21 protein-coding genes are annotated in these 24,499 nt (G+C 48.5%); 8 read left to right on the top strand and 13 right to left on the bottom strand.

What is annotated here, in order from left to right; all coding sequences use genetic code 11:
* Positions 1-15 precede the first annotated feature (15 nt).
* Together NST33_RS07295 and NST33_RS07290 are read right to left on the bottom strand one after the other, a co-directional pair.
* A complete protein-coding gene (locus NST33_RS07295) occupies positions 16-1,305 on the bottom strand; it encodes an ammonium transporter (protein ID WP_036610695.1) in 1,290 nt (429 codons plus the stop codon).
* Between the two features lie 2 nt (positions 1,306-1,307).
* Positions 1,308-1,721: a hypothetical protein gene (locus NST33_RS07290; RefSeq protein ID WP_221819256.1), complete on the bottom strand. Its 414-nt coding sequence runs from the start codon at positions 1,719-1,721 to the stop codon at positions 1,308-1,310.
* Between the two features lie 286 nt (positions 1,722-2,007).
* Here NST33_RS07290 and NST33_RS07285 point away from each other — a divergent pair, with 286 nt between their 5' ends.
* Entirely contained in the window at positions 2,008-2,499 is a 492-nt protein-coding gene (locus NST33_RS07285; protein ID WP_339183014.1) for a DinB family protein, read from the top strand.
* Positions 2,500-2,613: 114 nt separating this feature from the next.
* On the opposite strand, the gene NST33_RS07280 is transcribed toward NST33_RS07285, so the two are convergent.
* Positions 2,614-3,117 carry an N-acetyltransferase family protein gene (locus tag NST33_RS07280; protein WP_339183011.1) on the bottom strand — a complete coding sequence of 168 codons (504 nt, stop codon included), beginning with the start codon at positions 3,115-3,117 and terminating at the stop codon, positions 2,614-2,616.
* A 107-nt stretch (positions 3,118-3,224) separates the two neighbouring features.
* The gene (locus NST33_RS07275) at positions 3,225-4,328 is read right to left on the bottom strand and encodes a M23 family metallopeptidase (protein WP_339183009.1); all 1,104 of its coding nucleotides are present in this window, start codon (positions 4,326-4,328) and stop codon (positions 3,225-3,227) included.
* Between the two features lie 221 nt (positions 4,329-4,549).
* On the opposite strand from NST33_RS07275, the gene NST33_RS07270 reads away from it, so the two are divergent.
* The 3 genes from NST33_RS07270 (at position 4,550) to thrS (ending at position 9,541) form a co-directional block, all read left to right on the top strand.
* On the top strand, positions 4,550-5,311 hold the full coding sequence (locus NST33_RS07270) for a response regulator transcription factor (protein ID WP_339183007.1): 762 nt from the start codon (positions 4,550-4,552) through the stop codon (positions 5,309-5,311).
* Positions 5,308-7,068, top strand: coding sequence for a HAMP domain-containing sensor histidine kinase (locus NST33_RS07265; protein WP_339183005.1), 1,761 nt, complete (start codon positions 5,308-5,310; stop codon positions 7,066-7,068). Before NST33_RS07270 ends, NST33_RS07265 begins: the two co-directional genes overlap by 4 nt.
* A 472-nt stretch (positions 7,069-7,540) precedes the next feature.
* Positions 7,541-9,541 carry a threonine--tRNA ligase gene (gene thrS / locus NST33_RS07260; RefSeq protein ID WP_339307363.1) on the top strand — a complete coding sequence of 667 codons (2,001 nt, stop codon included), beginning with the start codon at positions 7,541-7,543 and terminating at the stop codon, positions 9,539-9,541.
* Positions 9,542-9,588: 47 nt separating this feature from the next.
* Here the strand turns inward: thrS and NST33_RS07255 are convergent, their stop codons facing one another.
* Positions 9,589-10,452, bottom strand: coding sequence for an SDR family oxidoreductase (locus NST33_RS07255; RefSeq protein WP_339307361.1), 864 nt, complete (start codon positions 10,450-10,452; stop codon positions 9,589-9,591).
* 104 nt (positions 10,453-10,556) lie between these two features.
* Here NST33_RS07255 and NST33_RS07250 point away from each other — a divergent pair, with 104 nt between their 5' ends.
* Positions 10,557-11,099, top strand: a complete 543-nt coding sequence (locus NST33_RS07250) for a hypothetical protein (protein ID WP_339307359.1) — start codon at positions 10,557-10,559, stop codon at positions 11,097-11,099.
* Positions 11,100-11,155: 56 nt separating this feature from the next.
* Positions 11,156-11,887 (top strand): MBL fold metallo-hydrolase, encoded by a 732-nt coding sequence (locus NST33_RS07245; protein ID WP_221819245.1) that lies wholly within the window; start codon positions 11,156-11,158, stop codon positions 11,885-11,887.
* Positions 11,888-12,324: 437 nt separating this feature from the next.
* Here NST33_RS07245 and NST33_RS07240 read toward each other — a convergent pair whose 3' ends face one another.
* On the bottom strand, positions 12,325-13,536 hold the full coding sequence (locus NST33_RS07240; protein WP_221819244.1) for a PQQ-dependent sugar dehydrogenase: 1,212 nt from the start codon (positions 13,534-13,536) through the stop codon (positions 12,325-12,327).
* Between the two features lie 261 nt (positions 13,537-13,797).
* Between NST33_RS07240 and NST33_RS07235 the strand changes: the two genes are divergently transcribed.
* Positions 13,798-14,886: a Xaa-Pro peptidase family protein gene (locus tag NST33_RS07235; protein ID WP_221819242.1), complete on the top strand. Its 1,089-nt coding sequence runs from the start codon at positions 13,798-13,800 to the stop codon at positions 14,884-14,886.
* Between the two features lie 284 nt (positions 14,887-15,170).
* Here NST33_RS07235 and NST33_RS07230 read toward each other — a convergent pair whose 3' ends face one another.
* The 3 genes from NST33_RS07230 to NST33_RS07220 form a co-directional block, all read right to left on the bottom strand.
* Positions 15,171-15,524 carry a hypothetical protein gene (locus tag NST33_RS07230; RefSeq protein WP_221819240.1) on the bottom strand — a complete coding sequence of 118 codons (354 nt, stop codon included), beginning with the start codon at positions 15,522-15,524 and terminating at the stop codon, positions 15,171-15,173.
* Positions 15,525-15,586: 62 nt separating this feature from the next.
* Complete coding sequence (locus tag NST33_RS07225) at positions 15,587-16,270, bottom strand: queuosine precursor transporter (protein WP_339307356.1); 684 nt, start codon at positions 16,268-16,270, stop codon at positions 15,587-15,589.
* Between the two features lie 375 nt (positions 16,271-16,645).
* The gene (locus tag NST33_RS07220; protein ID WP_221819236.1) at positions 16,646-18,043 is read right to left on the bottom strand and encodes an L-cystine transporter; all 1,398 of its coding nucleotides are present in this window, start codon (positions 18,041-18,043) and stop codon (positions 16,646-16,648) included.
* 353 nt (positions 18,044-18,396) lie between these two features.
* On the opposite strand from NST33_RS07220, the gene NST33_RS07215 reads away from it, so the two are divergent.
* Entirely contained in the window at positions 18,397-20,097 is a 1,701-nt protein-coding gene (locus NST33_RS07215; RefSeq protein WP_221819235.1) for a methyl-accepting chemotaxis protein, read from the top strand.
* A 126-nt stretch (positions 20,098-20,223) separates the two neighbouring features.
* Here NST33_RS07215 and NST33_RS07210 read toward each other — a convergent pair whose 3' ends face one another.
* The 4 genes from NST33_RS07210 to cobT all read right to left on the bottom strand — a co-directional run bounded on the left by NST33_RS07210 (position 20,224) and on the right by cobT (position 24,460).
* Complete coding sequence (locus NST33_RS07210; RefSeq protein ID WP_339308636.1) at positions 20,224-21,768, bottom strand: cobyric acid synthase; 1,545 nt, start codon at positions 21,766-21,768, stop codon at positions 20,224-20,226.
* A 126-nt stretch (positions 21,769-21,894) separates the two neighbouring features.
* Positions 21,895-22,785 (bottom strand): adenosylcobinamide-GDP ribazoletransferase, encoded by an 891-nt coding sequence (cobS, locus tag NST33_RS07205; protein ID WP_221819234.1) that lies wholly within the window; start codon positions 22,783-22,785, stop codon positions 21,895-21,897.
* Positions 22,782-23,342: a bifunctional adenosylcobinamide kinase/adenosylcobinamide-phosphate guanylyltransferase gene (gene cobU, locus NST33_RS07200; RefSeq protein ID WP_076251579.1), complete on the bottom strand. Its 561-nt coding sequence runs from the start codon at positions 23,340-23,342 to the stop codon at positions 22,782-22,784. Before cobU ends, cobS begins: the two co-directional genes overlap by 4 nt.
* On the bottom strand, positions 23,339-24,460 hold the full coding sequence (cobT, locus tag NST33_RS07195; protein ID WP_221819233.1) for a nicotinate-nucleotide--dimethylbenzimidazole phosphoribosyltransferase: 1,122 nt from the start codon (positions 24,458-24,460) through the stop codon (positions 23,339-23,341). Before cobT ends, cobU begins: the two co-directional genes overlap by 4 nt.
* Positions 24,461-24,499 lie beyond the last annotated feature (39 nt).

Below are 24,499 nucleotides of genomic sequence, written 5' to 3'. Positions count from 1 at the left end.
TATCCTATATGCCATTTAACGATTTGGATCAGAAGACTTCTCCTGGTAAGCACGCATATGCTCCTCACCATCCAGGAATTCATGGGCCTGATGGGCTGCCATCACACCATGATAACTGATATCCAGACCCAAATCTTCCTCTTCTTCTGTCGAACGTACAGGCACAATTTTGCCAATCAACTTTAACCCGATCCAGGTCATGGCGAATCCCCAGATGACTAAGGCTGTAAGGCCAAGTGCTTGAACACCCAGCAACCTCCAGCCGCCGCCCATAAATAATCCACCATCCGTAGCAAACAGACCTACAGCAATCGTGCCCCACATTCCGGATGCAGCATGCACCGGGAAAGCACCAACTGGATCATCAATCTGCCGACGGTCCAGCCAGTTAGTGGCTGCCATCATCAATAGACCGGATACTGCCCCAATGAATATCGCTGCTACATCACCAACAAAAGCACAGCCTGCCGTAATGCCGACGAGTCCCGCGAGTGAACCGTTAATGACCGATGGCGCATCTGAACGATTGAAGCGGAATAACGTATACAACAACGTAACCGCACCACCCGAAGCCGCAGATAACATCGTAACAATCGCAATGTGACCAATTCTTACATCCGTCGCACTGAGTGTACTACCAGCATTGAAGCCAAACCAGCCGAACCATAACAGAAATGCACCTACAGATGCCAGTGGCAGATTGCTCGGGAGTGCAATGGCACTTACGCCAAGTGGCGTGTATTTGCCTTTACGCGGGCCAATAATAATCGCAGCCGCCAGTGCCGAGAATCCGCCGAGTGCATGGATAACAGCCGAACCGGCAAAGTCCTGCATCCCCAGCTGACTAAGCCAGCCGCCGCCCCATGCCCAGTGTCCACCAATTGGATAGATAATCGCCGTCATCAATATGATATACAACAGGTAGGCACGGAAGTTGATCCGCTCGGCTACCGCTCCTGAAACGATGGAAATAACAGCAATGGTAAAGGCAGCCTGGAACAACCAGAATGTCTCCAGAGATACCGGTACGTCCAGGTGAGACAAATCCCCATTCAGGAAAAATCCCGTTACTCCCGCAAAACCGCCAACGTCCGAACCATACATCAGTCCAAAACCGATAGCATAGAACAGCAACGTTCCAATCGTAATGTCAGCAAAAACCTTCATAATAATGTTCACACTATTTTTATAACGCACAAAGCCAGCCTCGAGCAGGGCGAATCCACCCTCCATCAATAAAATCATCGCTGCACTCAGTACGACCCAGACCGTATCAATCCCGGTGCTTAACGTCTCCAAAGTCATGTTTATACATCCTCCGTTTCACTAAGCTGTCTGAGTTCACGGATTGTATCGGGCGCAAGCTCAATCTCGTCCCGCTCAATGCTGTCCGGATGCTTAATTCGTTCTGCGATCTGATCCAATTCACGTATGCGTCTGCGAATCTGTTCCATCTTGCGAAAACGTTCCTTCACCTGCACCATATACTCTACCGCCTGATGATGGGATGCTGGGCGGCCCGCAAACCATTTGCGTACGGGCGACAACGATTGATAAGCAACCTCTTCCGCTCGACGCTTCTGTTCGAACTGTTCGATCTTCTGCTTGAGCGTTTGGATCTCATTTTCTTTTTTGACCTTCAGCCGTTCGATAAGGTACAATAAATCGGACGATGATATTTGCAATGCTGTATGGTGATACACCTCGTCGATTACTAACATATCATGTCAGGACTCCTTACATATCAAGTTACTTGTACCGATTATAGTTTGCCGGGGTCTGCCCGTCAATCTTTTTTTGGACTTGGGATGGATTTAAATGAACCGTTCATGGAGAACGGCTTTTTTTATTTGGCACAAATCACATCTAACAAAGGCTAATCTTGCCTAGGTTCGCATTCACTCTTTCCATTCTCAATGCTTCAAGAATAAGCATCCACATTTTGGGTAATGAACATACACAGACTACCCGCATCATAGAACCCGTATATAAGGAGAGGATTGCACGATGTTTACTCGTAATGACAATATACGCAACCAAATTTGGGAAGCCATCTCAGGACTCGAAGAAGAACAATTGAACCGAAAATCTTCACCCGAACAGTGGAGTATTATGCAAGTACTACGTCATCTGAATCTGATGGAAAATGTCATTGGAAAACAAGCCCGCCTGGCCCTCGAGAAGGAACAGACGGTGTCTGTGGACAAAAAACCATATGAATTATCGTTGGACCGCAGCCGCTCCGTAGAGGCACCACCCCATCTTCAGCCTCCAGCAGCGCCCGAAGCACTTGCAGACGTACGCAATGATCTGGACGAATCTCACCAATCGTTAAATAACTTTGCATTGGATCATGATCCTGACCTGCTGCGCAGCAAGTCCTTTCCTCATCCCGTATTTGGTGAGATGGATCTAACCCAATGGATTGACTTTACAAGTTATCATGAGGAACGTCATCTGGGACAGATCCAAGAGATCAAACAGCAGCTTGGCGTATAAACACAACCTTACTTTCACATAGCAAAGAATATAGTTGAACGACAAAAAACCTCCAATCCTATTAATTTAGGTTGAAGGTTTTCAATGTTCTTATCCTACGAATAAGAACGACACTTATATTTTTTTGCCCAAAATCGCCAGATCTCTATTCACACCATCCAGTACGGCAACTTCGGGATAATATCCCCACTGTTCAAAACCATGCTTGCGCAATAACCCCAGACTCGGTTCGTTATGCCCAAAGACAAATCCGAGAATGGTCGTAATCCCAAGTGCAGGACACGCCTCAAATACCGTTTCAAGCAAACGTCCGCCAGCCCCAATTCCGCGGCATTGCTGATCGACGTATACACTGACTTCCACCGTTCCGTTATACGCAGGGCGTCCATAGAACGAGCTGAGACTTGCCCAAGCTACCACCTGTCCTGCTTGCTTCATCACCCAAAGCGGACGATGATCGGGTGTATGTTCCTCGAACCAAGGCAAACGTTGCTCCACCGTCACCGGCTCCAAATCCGCTGTTGCCATACGGCCCTCAATGGTAGAATTATAAATTTCCACAATCCTCGGCAAGTCCTCCAGGCGCGCATATTCAATCTGCACATCTTCCAGTTTCATCACTATTCCTCCATCATTCCAGATCGTTCTATTATCATAGAGGATATTATAATGGAAAATAGAAGCCTTCGTCACCTCTAACATTCTGACAGAGAATTACTCCATCATTACTCTGGAAGTCCCTGAATTGTGTTCCCACGAGTTAACTGCTGAGTCTGGTCTGCCCAACGAATGTTAATTGAGCGAGATGTGAACAGATCCGGGCCATCCGACACCTGGAAATGCAGATGAGCTTCACTGGAGTTCCCCGAATTACCAAGCTCACCGATAGGGTCTCCCTGCTTGAGCTTATCTCCTTTTTTGACCGAAACAGTACCTTCCTTGATGTGTCCTGTGATGCTGTATTCATTGTTGCCATGGTCGATCACCACATAATTCCCCGCTGGCTCTTCGGGATTCATGACGCCGGGTATATTGTCTGGTATGTCATTTTTGGTATCGACAACTGTTCCGTCCGCAGCAGCATAGAGTGGTTGACCAAAAGCATGGTAGTTTGCGTTCACCTTGGCATCCCCGTTATAGCTAAAACCTTCTTTTGAACGAATGATATCCAGCGCATAGCGCTGTGTTTCATGCTCATAATGATAGTTCGACATCACATCGTTACCTCCCCAGAACACATACCATTCACCCTTTAAAGGGAAATGGAATTCAGTTTTGGTGAACTTTTGATCTGTATTCTTATGGGTTTCCAGCGGCTGGATCAACAGACCATCAATCTGATTGGCCTCGGTAAAATAGGCTCGAATCCCTTTTGTCCCTGTTTGATCCTTCCAGGCGAACTCGGTCAGATTGTTCATCTCAGCTGCGAACACTTGATCCAGGGAAGTTACTCCTTCCAGGAACTCGTCAGCAGACGTTTTAAGATTTTCAAGTGTGATCGCTTCCTTCATTTGAGGACTCAACTGACGGTAAATATCTTCACTGGAACCCTTCATGAGGGTATCAACAAAATTGTCGGGTGTAACCATTGCAGTTCCTGCTGAAGCAGAATCCTGTTCCTGATGAGTGTTCTCACCCTCTTTATTTGTATTGGATGCCTGTTCGGCTGACTGCTGCTCCGCCTGGTCGGAAGTAATGGAGTTGCTGTTGCCGCAAGCAGACAATATCACGCAAGCTCCAAGGGTAATCGCAAGCACCTTCCACCCCCTTTTATTCTGCAATTTCAATTGTGTATTTTGTTTTGATTTCAGATGACCTTCTCTGTTCATTCTCAACATCCCTTTCCGTTAATCGTTATACTTTCCAGTTAAGTGTACAGAATGAGTCTTATCCTTCGTCTAACCCCATCTTACATGTAGTTAAACTTGCAACGCCTTTTGAGGCTGCATAATTAAGATTCCGTTAAGATAGCTCATACACTATACAGCCTTCTTGGATGGTATGATTAGCAATACACACAACGGAAGGATCAGGAGGTCATTTTTAAACTATGGATAACGTCTCATTACTGCTTGTGGATGATGAACAGGCTATTCTGCATATGCTCAAAACCGTTCTGCTCAAAGAGCAGTTTCTCGATATTGATACCGTTACAACAGGCGAAGCTGCCATTGAGGCATGCAACAACAAGACGTATCATTGCATCGTGCTCGACATCATGCTTCCTGGCAAAAGCGGACTGGAAATCTGTCCTTTTCTACGGCAGGTCACCGATGCTCCCATCCTGTTTCTGACGGCCAAAACAACGGATTATGACAAATTAACCGGGTTCGCCGTTGGGGGCGACGATTATGTTGCCAAACCCTTTAATCCTCTGGAAGTGGTTGCTCGAATTAAATCATTACTGAAGCGTTATTTACCTTCTAAAACCGCAGCGATCTCGGATCACAACCCATCTAACGTAAATACGTCATCTCGCTGCACATCGGAAGGCGTGTACGATTTTGGACGATTCCAGGTACTGGAGTGGGCTGGTGAACTTCGGGTTGAAGGTGAGCCCGTACCCTGTCCGGCACTTGTGTTTCAACTGCTACTCTTTTTCTGCAAACATCCCAATCGAATCTTCACCAAATCAGACCTCTATGAGCGAGTCTGGGGCTCTGAAGCCATTAGTGATGATAATACCGTGATGGTTCATATTCACCGCATTCGGGAGCGCATTGAAGCCGATCCTTCCAATCCGGTGTTTCTCGTCAACGTCCGGGGTCTGGGTTACAAACTGATTCAGCCGGAACATGTGTCACGCCCATGAGTATTCGTCGCAGGTTAATGACCCGGTTTATCGGGATGCTTGCCGGTGCAGTTGTTCTTATCATCCTGCTTGGGTCTGTAGCCACTTACTGGGTCGTACAAAAGGTAAATGAAGTGAATCTGGTAGATGATTTTGCTGCCAACGGTCTGGACCAATTAATTAATACAGCAGAGATCATGCCGGATGATACCATCCGATATGACCCCGAATTGCTGAAGCAAGTAGATAAATATCAAGGCTGGCTGCAAGTTCTGGATGAACAAGGTTACGCCATAGATGCATACCACACCCCGGCCGATGTTCCTACTCACTATAAACCGGGAGAATTGATTGCATACTGGGAAAGCCAAAAGCCCTTCCCTTATCAGATCGTCATGCTAATCCGGGAGAAAAACGGGAAGGAATTCACCTTGTTATATGGTGAGAGTAACCCGGCCAAGTCCTTAATGAATAAGATTCGTTCAGACCTTGCTTTCACCAACGGGAAGCTTGATCTTAAGACCGACCAACAGGAGGCCCTCCGTGCCGCCAATGCTTATCTTCAAGTATTGGACGCGTCAGGACGCGAGCTCTCCTCCTATAACAAACCGGACATGGGCGTACCTAGCGAATACACCATTCAGGAACTTGTTCTGCAAGTTCGCTATCCGAGTCGATCAGGTATGTCTGTTGCAACGTGGTACGACGAACAAAATGAAACTACCTGGCTGATTAGCATCCCTGGTGATCCAGCGGTGAACACTGATCAGAACCCCTACAATTTTATTCTGGAACCGGCATTGGTTGTATTGATTGTATCCATCATCATTCTGCTCATCTTGCTTGCCTTCTGGTATGCCAATCGATTCGGCTCACCCATGCTGCATATGCTCCAATGGTTACAGCGTCTGGAGCGAGGGCATTACGAGGAACCCACCGGAGCTTTAGGAGTGCCTCGCAGCCAGCGTCGTAACGGAAAATGGAAACGGAAATATCACGTTTATGCTGAGGTGCTCCGCTCCATGCAGGCCTTGTCTCACACATTGAAACAAGATGAAGAACTTCGGAAACAGACCGATTCACTACGCGAGGAGTGGATTGCTGGCATAACACATGACCTGAAGACACCCCTCTCCTCCATTCAGGGATATGCTCATATGCTTGAGGCGGATAAGTATAGCTGGACCGCGGAGGAAGTCAGGGAATTCGCAGGCATAATGCTCGATAAGTCCATGTATATGGACAGGCTTGTCAACGACCTTGCCATGACCTATCGATTACGCAGCGGAGGATATCAACCTGTGGTTGAAGAGACTGACGTAAATGCGTTGCTTCGTGATCTGATCCAGCGCGCCGAACGGAATCCTGCATATGGGGAAGGTCGCATCCTATTCCAACCTTCCGAAGTGCCTGTGTATGGACTTGTCCATATTCCGTCGTTTGAACGAATTGTGGATAATCTGACTGCCAATGCCCTTCTTCATAATCCGCCCGAGTCCATCCTGGTTGTCAGTGTGCATTCTGGTAAGCAGGTAGATGAATTCAGCATTCAGTTTGCCGATAATGGACGAGGCATGGACTCCGAGATGGTATGGAAGTTATTTGAACGATACTATCGCGGTACAGATACAGGTACATCGGACGTTGGATCAGGGCTGGGCATGGCGGTAACCAAAGGTTTGATCGAAGCCATGAATGGTCGTATTGAGGTACAGTCCACCCCTGGTGAAGGAACGATCATTCGCTTAATATGGGATGGGCCGTCCGAAACCAATTAAAATGTTCCACTTGACCTTTCCATTTTCAGTCTATATAATCGACACTCAACAACACCTGTTCCAATATATTGATATTGAATGCAACATATTTCAGAATAATTTGAATGAGTTGATCTAACATATTTGGCGATGACCAGAGACATGATTTCGTTTGCGTGCTGCCCAGAGAGAGAGGGGATTGGTGAAACCTTCTTCAGCGAACGGACCGGAATTACCCCTCTGCAGCCGTGACCTCCAACCTCAGCATTTCGGACCTCCTTCGGATGTTCGGCATGCTGCCAGTAGAGTCCACCGTCTGATCCCCGATAACGGATTCCAATGAGGGTTATGATGTTTCCTGTTCACGACGGCTGGTCGAGATCAGGGTGCACCATAACCAAATTAGGGTGGAACCACGAGCCAAGCGCACTCGTCCCTTTTCCGGGACGGGTGTTTTTTGCGCTTTCATTTTAAGAAATGGAGAGTGGTTCACATGAGCAAACAGGAAAACAGTAACTCAGCAAGCAACAAATCAGGTAACGAAATTAACAACCAAGCAAATGATCTTCAACAATCCAGCCATTCCATTGAGGTCCGTCTGCAAGGTGGCGCGGTACGTTCTTACGAAGCAGGCATCACTGTCGGTGCGGTCGCCTCATCCATCAGCACAAGCCTGGGAAAACAGGCTATTGGCGGTATTGTAGATGGTCAAAATGTCGATCTCGATTGGGTGCTCAAGCAAGATTGCGAACTTGTTATCGTTACTTTGGACAGTGCGGAAGGTCTATATCGTTATCGTCATAGCGCAGCACATGTGCTCGCACAGGCACTCAAACGCATCTACGGTGCAGAACAAGTGAAACTGGGTATCGGCCCAGTCATTGAAGATGGATTCTATTACGATGTTGATCTGGAGCATGCCTTGTCCATCAGTGATTTGGCTGCCATCGAGCGGGAAATGAACAAAATCATTCAGGAGAATCATAAGATCAGTCGCCGGGTCGTTAACCGGGAGGAAGCCCTCCGGATCTTCGGAGAGATCCAAGACCCCTATAAGCTTGAACTCATTCAGGATTTGCCAGAGGACGCCGAACTTTCAATCTATGATCAAGGAGAGTTCTTCGATCTGTGTCGCGGTCCCCATCTTCCATCCACTGGTCGGATCAAAGCGTTCAAGCTGCTGAATGTGGCTGGTGCGTACTGGCGGGGTAACTCGGATAATAAGATGCTACAACGCATCTACGGCACTGCTTTCCCGAACAAAGCCCAACTGGATGAACACTTGCACATGCTTGAAGAAGCGAAGAAACGAGATCACCGTAAACTTGGCAAAGAGCTCGAACTGTTCATGTTCTCCGAAGAAGCACCTGGCATGCCCTTTTATCTGTCCAAAGGTATGACTGTTCGCACTGAACTGGAGCAATTCTCGCGTGAGCTGCAATTACAGGAAGGTTATCAGGAGGTTCGGACTCCTCTCATGATGAACAACCGGCTGTGGGAGCAATCCGGCCATTGGGAGCATTACAAGGACAACATGTATTTCTCGGAAGTGGACGATGCGACTTTTGCACTGAAACCGATGAACTGTCCTGGGCACATGCTGATCTTCAAAAACACACTTCATTCCTATCGCGAATTACCCATTCGCATGATGGAATTTGGTCAGGTTCACCGCCATGAATTCTCAGGTGCCCTGAACGGTATGATGCGTGTGCGGACATTCTGCCAGGATGATGCCCATCTATACGTCATGCCAGAGCAGATCGAGGACGAGATTAATCAGGCGATCTCACTGATCGGACGTATGTACAACATCTTTGGGTTCGAATATAAGATTGAATTGTCCACTCGCCCGGAAGATTCCATGGGATCGGAAGAACTGTGGGATCAAGCTGAAAGAGCTTTGCAGAATGTACTAGATCGTCGAGGCGTGGAGTATCGCATTAACGAAGGAGACGGTGCCTTTTATGGACCAAAAATTGACTTTCATATCCTCGATGCGCTGAAACGCAGCTGGCAGTGCGGAACAATCCAGCTTGATTTTCAAATGCCGGAGAAGTTCGACCTCACTTACATTGGAGAAGATAGTCTGAAACACCGTCCTGTCGTGATCCATCGTGCCATCTACGGTTCCATCGATCGTTTCATCGGCATCCTGACTGAACATTACGCAGGAGCGTTCCCACTCTGGCTTGCACCTGTACAAGTGAAACTCCTACCTGTATCGGATCATTATGTAGACTATGCGCTCCAAGTACAGAACCAACTCCGGGCTGCGGGCATTCGGGTAGAAACAGATCTGCGGAGCGAGAAGCTCGGGTACAAAATCCGTGAAGCCCAGATGGAAAAAGTGCCTTATTCGCTCGTACTTGGTGAGAATGAGAAAAATGCCTCATCCGCCTCTGTCCGTGCATACGGTCAGGGAGATCAAGGCATCCAACGTATTGAAGCTGTTATTGAAATGATCCAACAAGCTGTGAAGGCAAAAGTATAAAAGATGTAACGACTCTATTCATGGGTCACTCATCAGCTTGTGCTGAATTACAACTTCTCGTCAGGCTTTAGCCCAACCTGTTCTTCGCTCCATGTCCAGAAACGCTCAGCTGAAGCATCATCAACGGCATGTTTCTTCAGCTGCTGCTCTTTCTGTTGATAGAAGTAACGCCCGGTGATGCCGACGACTTCAGGGCTTGTGGCCAGATAAACAGCCGTTCGCGCCCCTTCTTCAGGGGACAGAAAGAATGGAAGTTTACCTGCAAAAGCCATAATGCGTGTGCCAAATCCGGTATTACGATCTACGCCAATACTCGTTCCCACCGCACCAGGGTGTAGACAGTTCACTGTGACAGATGTACCTGACATTTTGCGAGCAAGTGCACGAGTGAACAGCACGTTAGCCAACTTGGATTGAGCATAGCTTTTGATCGGATTATAAGCTTTGTGCAGATGTGGATCTTCGAAGTGGATTTTGCCGGCCTTGTACGCACCTGACGAAACGTTCACAATTCGCCCCTGCTTTGCGGCTTTCAGAGGTTCTATCAATAGTAAGGTCAGCAGGAAGTGCCCCAGATGGTTGATACCGATACTTTGTTCGAACCCATCTGAGGTTTCCTTCCGCTTAACCATCACTACCCCTGCATTATTAACCAGAACGTCAAGGCGATCATGACGCTCGCGGAATGTGCGGGCAAACTGGCGTATACTTTCGAGTGAACCCAGGTCACACAACATCAATTCAATCGCAGAAGAGCCGGACTGACGCACAGCTTCCTGAAGAGCCTCTTGTCCGCGCTTCTCACTGCGGCATGCCATGATTACGCGATATCCTTGTCTTGCAAGTTCAATGGTGGTTGCCAACCCCATACCTGAGTTAGCTCCTGTTACAATTGCTGTCTGATTGGACATGAGGTACTTCCCTTCTGAACCTGAGGTTCCGAAATTAGAGGCGCGACGACGGACAATATGAGATAATGATAGGATCACATCTCGGTTTCCATGGGAGGACAAGTATGCTGACCAAAGAAGATTTTAAAAAAGTTAAAAAACAAGCCAAACTTGAAATCGCACTACTCGAACAGGAATATCAGGAAATCTTGCAGAACGTTGAGTCTACGCTGTATGAAAAATACGGTATTTTGGACAAAGAAGAAACGCGTGATCTCACCCGAAAACTCAAAAACCGAAGATATGCTTCACTCGTCATCGAACTATGCGCCATTACTGAACAAATGTTACATCAACTGTACAGAGACGTATATCAGAAAAAGTTTAATTCGACCCAGCTGATGAAAACTCCTGCCTACCGTGCACGCTCCAATATGGAGATTATTCAGGCCGAACTGAGTAAAGAGTTCATTGCTCTGGAATCCGAAAAAGAACACTTCGCTGAAGCCCTTAGTCTGGTGTATCAGACGAGGAACAAACTTGTTCATGATAACTTCTCGTTTGTCTCCATCGTTAAAGATGGCAGTAATGAAGAAGAAACGTTCGAAGCGCTGCTCCATACCGTAAAAAAATATAGAAAACACTTGAAATATAATCGCCCTGAATAACAACAATCATCGCTTAAAAAGAAAAGGAGGTGTACCGGACTACGGTCCGGATAACCATGAGCCATCCATCAACTTCGATTACTGTGCTAAATCTCCAGATTCCCACACCTTCCGGGAACAGCCCCATCTTCCCCGTCATGCTTCGTGATAAAGATGGCGTTACCCTGGTGGATACAGGCATGATTGGACAATTCGCTGAACTTCAATCCGCATTGGAACAAGAGGGCGTACAGCTCTCGGACGTCAAACGTGTGATTATTACTCATCAGGACATCGATCATATCGGTAACTTGGGTGCTCTTCTGGATGCCATCCCTGATCTGGAAATCTGGGCACATGCCGATGAGATTCCATATCTAACAGGTGAGAAACCTTTGATCAAATTCACGCCTGAACGTCGTGCTCTGCTGCCCGCGCCCGTTTTGGCACTGGCAGACCAACTGCTCTTACAGCTGCCTGAAGTGAACATCAGCAGAACTCTGGCGGACGGAGACTTGTTACCCCTTCAAGGTGGTACACAGGTCATTCATACACCGGGACATACACCAGGTCATATCTGCCTGTATTTCGGGGAGCAACAGTTCCTGCTCGCTGCCGATGAACTTCGTGTGGTCGATGATGAACTGGTTGGCCCTGCACCACAAGCGACACCGGACATGCCTGAAGCGCTGCGAAGCCTGAAGAAACTGACCAACCTTAAGCTCAATAAAGTCCTCTGTTATCACGGTGGAGAGTACATGAATGACCCGGCTCAGCGAATTGCCACTCTTGCAGAGAGCGCAGAGTAGTAAAGAACGCGGACTGGTGAGTGTTTTTGGAACGATAACGCTTCCTATTAACGCTGGTTCTCTTCGTGGGCATTGTGCGTTGTAGCTCATTCAAGATTAGGATGACACATACATTACAATCAAGGAGCTGTCCCATAAGTCATGAATTTGACGGGGACAGCTCCTTTGATTAATTAACCATGTGCATCTACTACTGCACTGGTGTTGTTTGTAACGAATCTCAGACTACGAACGCCACCAAACCTCTATTCAAGGTGCGTCAGGTTCGTTAGAAAAATTTTATTGAATGCGATTCAGATTCAGGGCACTTCAGGGCTTTGACTCAAGTTGAGTGGTAACCGTTCGTTTTAAACTTACTTCATCCTCACCCTTACGGGGATACCAATCCGGTTCGACACTGTCCTGCAACACTGATTTTATCTCCCCTGACTCCAGACTTAACTCTCTGGAGTAAGCACTATCAGCTTGTCATCTCCATCTCGTGGCGATCCTCGTCCATCCCGATTGTTCGTAAGCACATATAACTTCCCGTCCTCGCCAGCACTCACATTGCGAATTCGACCCCATTCATCTTCGAAGAGGGGTTCCACCTTCTTCACCTGTGTGCCATCTTCCGAAAGAGTAACCTTCAGCAACTGCTCTCCACGCAGATTCGCAGCAATCAGAGATCCAGCCCAAGGACCTTCTTCTACAAAAGCTACACCAGACGGCGCCCATGTATCATTCCCACTATGTGCAAGCGGAGCCTGATATGCGTCGTTGCCATCGTCGTCTCCCTCCACCTCAGGCCAGCCATAATTCTCTCCAGCTACAATCCGGTTAATCTCATCGTGATTCCGCTGCCCATGCTCGGTAGAATACAGATAACCGTTGTCCGGGTTCCATGCCAGTCCCTGTGCGTTGCGGTGTCCCATACTGTATACAGGTGAATTCGGCCATGGGTTGTCTGCCGGGATCGATCCGTCGAGACCAATCCGCAATATTTTACCGCCAAGGCTATCTTTGTTCTGTGACAGTTCCGGTTCATAACGTTCACCTGTCGTGATATAGAGCAACTTGTCCGGGCCAATTTTGATCCGCCCACCGTTATGATTTGTTCCGCCTGGGATGTTGCCAAGCAGCTCTTGATCTATGACCGCTTTGCCATCATTCACCTTGAGGCGTAACACTCGATTCGCAATGTCATCGTCTTCCAGATAGGAGTGGTACGCATACAGATAACCGTTCTCCTCGAAGTCCGGATCAGCTGCCAGACCCAACAGACCTCCTTCACCTTCTTCATTAAACGGGGCTGAGAATTCAATCAGTGGTTCAGGGGCTAGTTTTCCATCCTCGATGACCCGAATCGCACCAGGCCGTTCCGTTACAAACATCCGACCATCAGGCACACTCACAATCTCCCACGGTGCATTCAATCCTTCAACCAGAACGGAAGTCTGATACGGAATAACCGTCTCCCCCTGCGCTCCACTCTCATTCCCACTTGCACCGGTATTGCCTCCATTCGCTGTCTGTCCCTGACCTGCTCCCTGTCCCTGAGGCGTCTGCTCTGCTCCTCCCGTTGAGGGTTCGCCTGAAGAACATGACGCGGTTAACAGTGCTACACTTAATAATGAAGCATACAGCGGAACGGTTACTCGATTATTCATGATAACATCTCCCTTCGTATATCGTTCTTTTGTATAAAATAAATAAGTCATGCTTAACGTATTGTTAATGTTTTTTTCTCTATAGTTGAGGTGTTATTATTCATCTGTAAAGCGGTTTCGCCCTGTATTACCCTTCACACCAGCCGCTTAAACCGAGAATTCAAGGTATTCCGAGGACATGAAATCACCGCAGTTTGGAATTCCATCATAATCTTTTATAATAGAAGGATAGTATGAATGGAAAGGTGGACAACTACACTTATGAATCAAAACCCTTTATCTCGTCTTGAAGCCGATCTGTCCGGGCAAGGATTGGACGCCATGCTGATCACAGATCCAAAACATATCTACTATTTAACCGGATTTGCGAGCAATCCGCATGAACGCTTCCTAGGTCTGGTTCTCGCACGTGGCGAAGAGCCCCTGTTGATTGTACCTGCGCTCGATGCTGAAGCTGCCGCTGCCGCTTCCTCGGTATCCAACATTGCCACTCACACGGATACGGATAATCCATACGCTTTGTTCGAACGTTATCAAGGGCGCTTGGGTCGAGTAGGTCTCGAAAAAGAGTACGTGACGGTCGCACGTTATGAGCAACTGACCGCCGCACTGGGTGCTGCCAGCTTTGAAGATGTTGGCCCCCTGCTTCGCACATTACGTGTGAAAAAAACACCTGATGAGGTAGCCCGCATTCGCCATGCCATTCATCTGATTGAAGAAACATTGCGTCAAGGACTCTCTCATGTTCGTACAGGCGTAACTGAGATCGAGCTTGTCGCCGAGATGGAGTATCAGATGAAAAAGCTGGGTGCCGATGGTCCTTCCTTTGATACCATGGTGCTCACGGGACCCAAAACAGGTCTGCCACACGGTACACCAGGTGAACGGAAACTGCAACATGGTGACCTGTTGATGTTTGACATGGGTGTCTATGCCGGTGGATATGCTTCGGATATCACGCGTACATTCGCTTTTGGTGACATCTCACCTGAACTCAAAACCATCTATAACACCGTGCTCGCAGCGAACGAAGCTGCCATCCAAATCGTGAAACCAGGCATCACCTGCGCTGAAGTGGATCGTGCAGCACGCCAGGTCACGGAAGAAGCGGGATACGGCGAACGTTTTATGCATAGAGTAGGCCATGGACTCGGTATTGACGTACATGAGTATCCTTCTCTCCATGGAGAGAATATGGACATCCTGAATGAAGGTACCGTATTCACGATTGAACCGGGCATATATACCGCAGCAGGCGGCGTCCGCATTGAGGATGATGTAATTGTGACCGAGACGGGTGTGGAAGTTCTGACAACATATCCAAAAGAACTGCAAATCCTTACCGACTAATGTAATTGGATCTATGTCAAAAATAGCCCATATACATCAATGCTCAGCCGATATTTATGCATCATGAACTAAACTGCACCAAACTGTGCTGAACTGTATCTTCTAAATAATATACTCCTTTTGCGTACGCCTCAGGCCTGTATACAGAAAAGTACACACGCGAACACAAAAATCCCGCAAATCCATGAATATCATGGGTTGCGGGATTGTAATTAATACAAAGCATATCCTAGATTACTCCGTCTGCATTCTACGTAATCTTATTCCTGCTCACTCATTTACCATTAACCAAACTCTTGCGTGATATCCTGCCAAGACTCCAGCTGTGGCAGCTGTTGCTTCCCCCAGTAATCCAGAAACCATTGAATAATCCCGGTTGGATCTGTTGTGCTGTAGCTGTAATGCCGGAAACCGTCCTCGCCTTCCTGCAAACGAATCTCTGCCACCATTTGCCCTGGTTCCTCAAGCGCAGCAGCCTGCATATACATACTTCCCTCCAACAGCTCCGAAGGTTTAAGTACTACGTATTCATGCAATTCCAGATTGGAGATCAACTCCACCAATAACGAGGCATTAATGCTATCATTCTCGTAGGTTGTGCCATTGCTTTCCAGTGTATAACGCAGTGTAGAGTACATGTTCGATTCCCCTTTGGTTGAAATCATCGTTGGCTAATGATACACGCTCATAACGATATTGTCTAAGCCTCATCCTTAAACTTAAAGCTGCGTGCAGCATACAGAAACGGCGTTCCAACCGCAGTTAATACAAATTTAATAATATACGTCGTCAGGAAGATTTCCAGCCAAACATCCCAAGGGTAGATGAACGCAAACGCGATCGCGCAGAACACCAGTGTATCCACGAATGAACTGATGATCGAACTACCGTTGGTGCGTATCCACAACTGATTGCGTCCTGGGGCTACCTTGCGTAACCAGGAGTACAATCGTACATCCAAGAACTGACTGATGAAGTATGCCGTAAGACTTCCGAGGGCCAGACGTGGCAGCAGACCAAACAATGTTTTCATCGAATCCTGTGCAAGGTCCGTTGGTGCCGGTTCAAAAAACAACACCATCTGCATCAGAACCGTAGTCATAATCAACGTGAAAAAACCGAACCATACGGCTTTGCGTGCCTCACCTGGTCCATATTTCTCATTGAGCAGATCACTGGTCAGGTACATGCTGACATACATCGTGTTGCCTAACGTCAGTACGATTCCCATAATATCTATCGTTTTGGTCACCTGAATGTTGGCTATAACCGTAGCCACACCAATCCAGGCATAGAGACCTTTTTTACCGAACAAGCGGTAACACAACAGGAAAAATCCATAAGTTACGAGAACAAAAACTGCTCCCCACCCTAAGTTAAACATAAATACATACACTGCCTTCCTAGTTTTGATTACGCGGGATGGTTACGAACCGCGGTTTGGCTCAGGGCCAAAACATGAATACTCTATCACATTTCTCGCCCCATGAACAGAACTAAATAACTCCAAGTGTGCCTGAGTGACTACGAACCCGCCTATACTCCTCCCGTGTCCCTCTCGACCATACTAGTTTTTCCTACCTCTATTCCCCTTGCACCGTGTATAGAAAAAGAAGACTGCTTCACCACTGTGCACAGCATAGTTTGATTGCCGTAAAAAAACCGCCCTCCGGATTCCTCCGAAGGACGGCTTTTCTCACTTGATTTGTAGACGGCTCTAGCTATCTTAATGTGAGTTTCTATCTAATCCATTCTGTAATTAAGCCTGAGCCGCAGAATCCAGCTCACGGCTCTGATCGTTAAACGTGTCCCGATCGTTTTCTTTCAAAATTTTGCTGGTTACAAGTCCAGAAGTCATGGACCCGTTCACGTTAAGCGCTGTACGGCCCATGTCGATCAGCGGCTCCACGGAAATGAGCAGTCCAACCAGAGCCACAGGCAGATTCATGGTGGACAATACGATCAGGGAAGCGAAGGTTGCCCCGCCGCCAACGCCAGCCACACCAAACGAACTGATCATGACTACGAGGATCAAAGTCACAATGAAGTCCCAGCTCAGCGGGTCGATGCCGACCGTCGGAGCAATCATCACCGCCAGCATGGCCGGATAGATCCCGGCGCAGCCGTTTTGCCCAATCGTAGCACCAAAGCTTGCAGACAGGTTCGCAATGCCGTCCGATACGCCGAGTTTCTTCGTCTGTGTCTCCACATTCAGCGGGATCGCTGCTGCACTTGAACGGGATGTGAAGGCAAATACCAGTGTTGGCAGCACCTTCTTCAAATACGTAATCGGGTTGAACCCGGACAGCGAGATAATGATCAGGTGAATAATAAACATCACGATGAGGGCCACGTAGGACGCAATGACGAATTTGATGAGCTTTAATATCTCTTCCGCATTGGTTGTCGCCGTTACCTTTGTAATCAGTGCTAGAATCCCGTAAGGCGTAAGCCTCAGCACCAGCGTAACAATTCGCATAACCACCGCATATACCGCATTAACCATACCGCGGAACGTCTCCGCCTGCTGAGGTTTTTTGCGATCCAGTCCAAGTACGGCTAAACCGATGAACGCGGAGAAGATAACCACCGCCAGTGTGGATGTACGACGTTCTCCTGTCATATCTGCAAATGGATTCGAAGGAATGAATTCCAGCACTTGCTGCGGGATTGTCTGATCCTTCACATCAACAAGCCGTTCCTCCACCTTCTGAATCTGCGCATTCTCCCGGTCTCCTCCTTGAATCTCAATGGAAGTCAGGTTAAAGCCAAGGCTCGTTACAATGCTGACACCTGCGGCAATCGCTGTGGTGATCAACAGAATGGCAATAATGGAAACACTCATCTTGCCGAGATTTTGCTTGCCCTTCAGATTCATAATGGCTGAGATGATCGACACCATGATTAATGGGATCACGACCATTTGTAACAAACGAACATATCCTGAACCGACCAGATTGAACCAATCGACTGATTTTGTAACTACATCAGAGCCTGATGTGTACACCAATTGAAGAATAACCCCGTAAACAATCCCCAGTCCCAGACCCGCAAATACGCGTTTCGTAAAGGAGATATGCTTTTTCTGCATCCAGTAGAGGATGCCAAGTAAAACAAGCATAACCACTACATTCAATATGACTAGAAAAGTATCCATTTCTTTAAATCCTCCTCAGGCATGTGTGTAACCGGAACATATCCGGTTTTCTCTTCTATCTTTTGTACTTCCGACAAAGACATTTTACAATATAACATATAACAAACTATTCTGGTAGGTATTAATTGATATTATGTAATATGCATGTAATAGATTCATGTATTTCTGAAAAAAAATACACCAAATCGTGAAAATTGTTCTATTCAACCTCCGGTTAATTTTGTAATATAGGTATATCCGCTTATTCCCAAGTTTTCTCAATGTATAATTTAGGTCTTTCTTCATTGGTAGATAGGTCTTATGAATACGGAAAAGCGACAATGTTAATGAACTTGACGTGAAAGGATGATCATATGTTTCGTAATCGCACCGTTGCCGGTAAAATCAGAGGCACCTTGTTCCTCGTTCTGCTGGTTGCTTCCCTGTTGTTCAGTATCAGTTTCTACGCCGTTTCGATGAATATTATTCAAAGCTACGTGCTCCCGCAGTTTGACAAAGTCCTAAACACGTCCATTCAGGATATATACAAAAATACTTCAGCTTCCAAAATCCTACAGGTACAGAGTGGCGGAGCCGGTTCTGAAGGTGCTGCCATGACCGTGGAATCGTACCTGGCAGATAAAGCAAAAGAACATAATCTGGATGCGGCTTACGTTGTTGCTATTCAAGATGGCTCAGCCAAAGTCGTTGTGGCCAACCCTTCTTCAAACATGAAAGCCCAGGATGAGATTAGTGTAGAACCCGCAATGAATGCAGCTATTGAGAACAAAGAAATGGTAATCAGTGAGGTCTACTCCGATTCCTTTGGTGTACATAAAGCAGCCTTTATCCCCATTGCAGGAAGTAACATGATTATGGCTGTGAGCATGGATGCCCAGTTCATTCAAGACAAGATTACCCAGATTTTCTGGTTGTGTCTGGGGATTACAGCATTAGTGTTTGTGCTCGGCTGGCTTATCTCCACTAGTATGATCAAAAGAGTTACCAAACCAATCATCAAGCTCGTCCAACATAGCAAACAAATATCCCAAGGTGATCTGACCGCTAAACTAGAGATCAAAGGTAAGGATGAAATTGCCCAGCTTGCCGCAAGCTTCCAGACGATGACGCATAACCTGAAAGAAATGATTAGCCGTGCCTTGTCCACTTCCAATGAAGTTGTGTCAGGCTCCAATGACCTGCTTCAGCGGGTTGAATCGATGTCCGGTATGGTTCGAAACTCCAGCCGCTCCGCAGAAGATGCCGAAAAAGGCAGCATCAGCATTGCGTCAAGCGCATCCGAGAACGCCAGAGCTATGGAAGAAATTACGCAGGGTATCATGCATATTGCTTCTTCTTCCGCTGAAGTGTCTGACCAGATTGGTGAAGCAGCCAACGAGGCAGTTAACGGTAACCGACTGGCTCAGAATGCCATTGAGCAGATGGAGCGTGTAGGCCAGACAGCAAGCGAATCGTTGCGTTATGTGGAAACTATGAATGAACGTTCGGTAGCTATCGGCACCATTGTTGCTTCCATTTTTGAAATCACCAAACAGATTAACATGCTGTCACTCAACGCCTCCATCGAAGCAGCACGTGCCGGAGAGCATGGCCGCGGATTCGCTGTTGTTGCTGGAGAAGTTCGTAAACTTGCCGAGCAATCCAAGACAGCCACCGAAGAAATATCGGATTATCTGGGTACCATTCGTGAAGATGCTGAACGCTCGGTTGATGCCATGAACCGTGTAACCCAGGAGATTGGTTCAGGCACAACTGTCGTTCAACAAGCAGGCTCAGCCTTCCAGCAACTGAATGAATTGATTCAGAACGTGAATCTAACCATTCAGACCGTCTCGGCTTCTACACAACAAGTATCTGCTGGTGCTGAAGAAGTGAGTGCATCCGTTGAAGAAACGGCACAGATTACGACCAAATCCCGTGAGAGCATGTTACAGATTGCTTCAACAGCAGATCTTCAGCTTAGCGAGATGGATTCCCATTCGAATACAGTTCGTCATCTGCATGAACAAGCTGTAGAGCTTCAATCCGCCATGAAAAATTTCAAAATAAACTAACAGGTTAACCATTAACCTATCATCACCTGTTTTAAACCTCATCTAATCATAGGATATACAATACCCCCATGTCGCTAACATTCCGTTTCTAGAGAACGGTTAGTCGGACATGGGGGTATTGTTGTTTCACTCGGGTGCCTGAACACCCATAATCTCGTACACGCGCTTCATATCCAATGCCGAACGCAACGATTCGGCTACCCGATCGAACTCCATCTCCTTACGTTCATGCGCACTATACGTCTCCTGAAGTGGAGCCAGTCCCTTTCCTTCACGCAAGGCATTCAGCCACGAACGTCGGAATTGATCACTTTCAAACAAACCATGCAGGTAGGTTCCCCACACGCTGCCATCTACTGAGCCCCAGCCTTCTTGGAAAGGTTGACCACCTGGATGTGAGATTTCAAACAACGCGGTTACACGCTCAGGCTCGTGGCACTCCGTAACCCCCATATGAATCTCATATCCATTAATAGATAATGAAGCATCTGTTACATCTCGATCACCATACAGACGAATCGGGTGACCAGGCTGCACCCGTCCGGAAGCTCTGACGGTCTGCTTTTCCTGAAGAAATGTTGTCGATAGCGGGAGCCAGCCAAGTCCTTTTGCTTCCTGGATCTGATTCGCCTCCACAGCAAACGGGTCCTTCAGATGACGTCCCAGCATCTGGTATCCGCCACATATTCCTACCAGCTGAACATGCTCACGCTCGGTCTGACTGGCAATCGCCTGCTCCAGCCCAGACTCACGCAGATATGCCAGGTCACCTATGGTATCCTTTGTACCCGGTAGAAGAATGGCATCCGGACTGCCCAATTCCTCTGGCGAGGTCACGTACCGTACATTCACATCCGGTTCACGGGAAAGTGCGTCAAAGTCTGTAAAGTTGGAAATTCGCGGATATCGGATCACCGCCAGATCCAGCTCGGTTTTGCCGGATTTACCATGACGCATGGAGTCCAGCACCACCGAATCCTCTGCTTCAATCTGAATATCTCTTATGTAAGGCAAAACCCCTAATACTGGAATGCCTGTCCGTTCTTCGAGCCAGTCGAGTCCTGGTTGCAACAGGGACAGATCACCGCGGAACTTATTGATAATGAACCCTTTGACACGCGCCACCTCATGGGGTTCCAGCAGCTCCAGCGTACCTACAATGGAAGCAAACACCCCGCCCCGATCAATATCGGAGATCAGAATCACCGGTGCATCGGCCCAACCTGCAAGATTCATGTTGACGATATCCCGATCCTTCAGATTGATCTCGGCCGGACTGCCCGCTCCTTCCATCAGCACAATATCATAGGTATCCCGCAGCCGGTTCAACGCATCCATCACCGTCTGCTTTGCTTGAGGCAGGAAATGCTGACGGTAGTCCGATGCACTCATCTGGGCAAAAGGTACACCGTGAACCACGATCTGCGAATGCATGTCCTGCACCGGCTTGATCAGGATTGGGTTCATATCGGTTGTCGCCTCAATACCGCAGGCTTCAGCTTGTGCCCCCTGAGCCCGACCAATCTCCTTGCCATCTTCTGTCACATAGGAATTCAGTGCCATATTCTGTGACTTGAACGGAGCAGGCTTGAAGCCATCCTGCTTAAAAATCCGGCACAATGCCGTTGTGATGACACTTTTGCCCACATCGGAAGCCGTTCCTTGCAGCATCAGTACCGCCGCTGGTTGTGATGGCCTATCTTCCACGCTCTCTCCCCCTGTCTCCGTGTTATATCCAGATCACCTTTCTCCCAACCTCATGCGTAACACTTTCCATACTGCTTCTTACTTCAAAAGTTACAGCCAGAACAGTCCTTGAAGCACGCTCAGCACGGTCAACAAAGCCGCCTCCAGCAGCTCATTCATGGCACCATACGTATCCCCGGTTAAACCGCCGAGCCGTTCACTGATCCGGGCAGCCACGAATCGGCCGATATAATAACACGCCACAGGCAGAATAATAACTGCCACCACCGGGTATAGCCACCATGGCAGTGTTCCCAGACCACTCACCATCGCATCCGCAATCCCCATATCCGGCTTGAAAAGCCACACCGCGGCAAACGTAATTGCCCCTGCGATTAAGGTCAGGCCCACAGCTGAACTTCGTGCACGCTGGACCTCCTTCCGCTCACCCAGACCTTTGAACAATACGGCAAGTCCATCATCTTCGCGCGCATTCGGCCAGGCGGACATTGCATACACCATGAACCAGCGGCTCCAGATCATGGGCAGGATCAGCAGCGCACCATACACCCAGTGGCCCCGGGCAATAAAATCGGCGATCAGCGCAGCCTTCATCATCAGAAGCAACACGCAGGCGATCACGCCCATTGCCCCGACACGGCTGTCCTTCATAATCTCCAGCATCCGTTCACGGGTACGATAACTGAGCAAGCCATCCGCCGTATCCATCCATCCATCAAGATGGAGCCCTCCGGTGAGCCATACCCATAACGTCAGGGTCAGGACGGCAGCCGGAAAGGCCGGAAGCACTGCACCGCTTAAGGCTCCCAAGAGCCAGACACACAGACCAATTGCTGCACCGACCAGCGGGTAAAAGACTACACTTTCCCGCAGCAGCGGCGGGACAAAATCGATTTGCATTTTGACAGGGAAACGGGACAAAAATTGAAAAGCGGCTGCCGCCGCATGTTTGCGCTGAGGAGCAGGCGTGCCATCTTTCATAAGCGGTACTCCTTGCTTTTTAGTTCAATCGCAATACCTACGGTCACCAGAAACACTTCACCGCATATCGCCGCAATACGCTGATTCAGTACACCGGCCAAATCCCGATATTTCCTGCCAAGGGCATATTCCGGTACGATCCCATCTCCCACTTCATTTGTAACCAAAACAAGCAAACCGGGATAGGTTCGAATCGCTTCAACCAGCGCATCCAAATGTCCCTGTAACACCTGCTTCTCGTCATGCTCATGCGCTAACAAAACATTTGTCAGCCACAGCGTCAGGCAATCCACCAGAATGGTGGGTGCAGAAGTCCCTGTATGCCCTTCACCCATGCGGCTTATCAAAGCAGGCAGATGTATCGGCTCTTCCATCGTGTGCCACAGATACCCTGATGCCTCCCGCTGATGCTGATGCATGGCGATGCGCTCACGCATTTCATCATCGTACGCCTGAGCTGTCGCCACATACCAGGCCTCAGAAGAACGCTGCATGCAGAGACGCTCGGCAAAGGAGCTTTTGCCACTGCGTGCGCCGCCTGTCACCAGTACGCTCATCGAGAACTCTCTCCTTGCAGGGATGAATCAACCGACGCAGCGGAGTCCGAAGCATGGCTTGCCCCGTCCGAGACACCCGCGCTTGCAAAAGTCGCCATCTCGTTCAGAATGAGACATGCTGCGTCAATCAGATGAAGACTGAGCACGCCGCCTGTGCCTTCACCCAGACGCATGTCCAGATCCAGCATCGCTTTCAGGTCCAGTTCACGCAGCAGCGCTCCATGTCCATTTTCGTGTGACGTATGAGAAGCGATCATATAGGCTGTGCTCAGAGGTGCAAGTTGTCTCGCCACCAGCGCTGCCGCGGTAGAGATGAACCCGTCTACAACGACCGGGCAACGATGAGCAGCGGCTGCGAGGATAACCCCCGTGAGTCCGGCAATCTCCAGTCCACCCACCTTGCACAGAACATCCAGTGCATCTTCCGGGTTCGGTGCGTTTACGCTAAGCGCCCTGCTGACTACAGCAGCCTTGCGCTGCAAGCCTGCATCATCAATGCCGGTGCCTCGCCCCACGGCGGCAGCTGGTGCAACTCCGGTTAACGCGCTCATTACCGCAGCACTTGCGGTGGTATTACCAATTCCCATCTCCCCGGTGACAAACAGCTGTGTTCCCTTCGCCACCTCTGCCGATACAACTTCGGCTCCTGCAAGGATAGCGCTGACTGCCTCATCCCGGGTCATCGCTGCACCTCGGGCCATGTTGGCCGTGCCTTTGCGAATTTTACGGGAAAGCAGGTCCGGATGTTCCAGATCGGCATTCACACCGATATCCACACAGATCACATCAGCTCCGGCGTGACGGGCAAGCACATTCACCGCAGCACCTCCAGCGAGGAAATTCAGGACCATCTGGGGGGTCACTTCAGCAGGAAAAGCACTGATGCCCTCTTCCACTACGCCGTGATCTGCGGCCATGACAATGACCGCTCTGTGATCAAAACGCGGACGTGCATTGCCCGTCATGCCTGCCAGGCGGATCACCAGCTCTTCCAATTTGCCCAGGCTCCCGGGCGGTTTCGTCAACGAATCCACATGCGCAGAGGTTTCTGCCGCGACTTCCTGATCAAGAGCAGTAATCTTACTTGTTAAATGCTCCAACACCTGTTCATTATTCATACAACCAGCACTTCCTTCATCAAAATATGGGTTGCCCCG

The organism is Paenibacillus sp. FSL L8-0435, from assembly GCF_037965655.1.
Lineage (GTDB): Bacteria > Bacillota > Bacilli > Paenibacillales > Paenibacillaceae > Paenibacillus.
The sequence above is the reverse complement of the archived record's forward strand: the minus strand, read 5'-3'. Positions and strand labels throughout refer to the sequence as shown.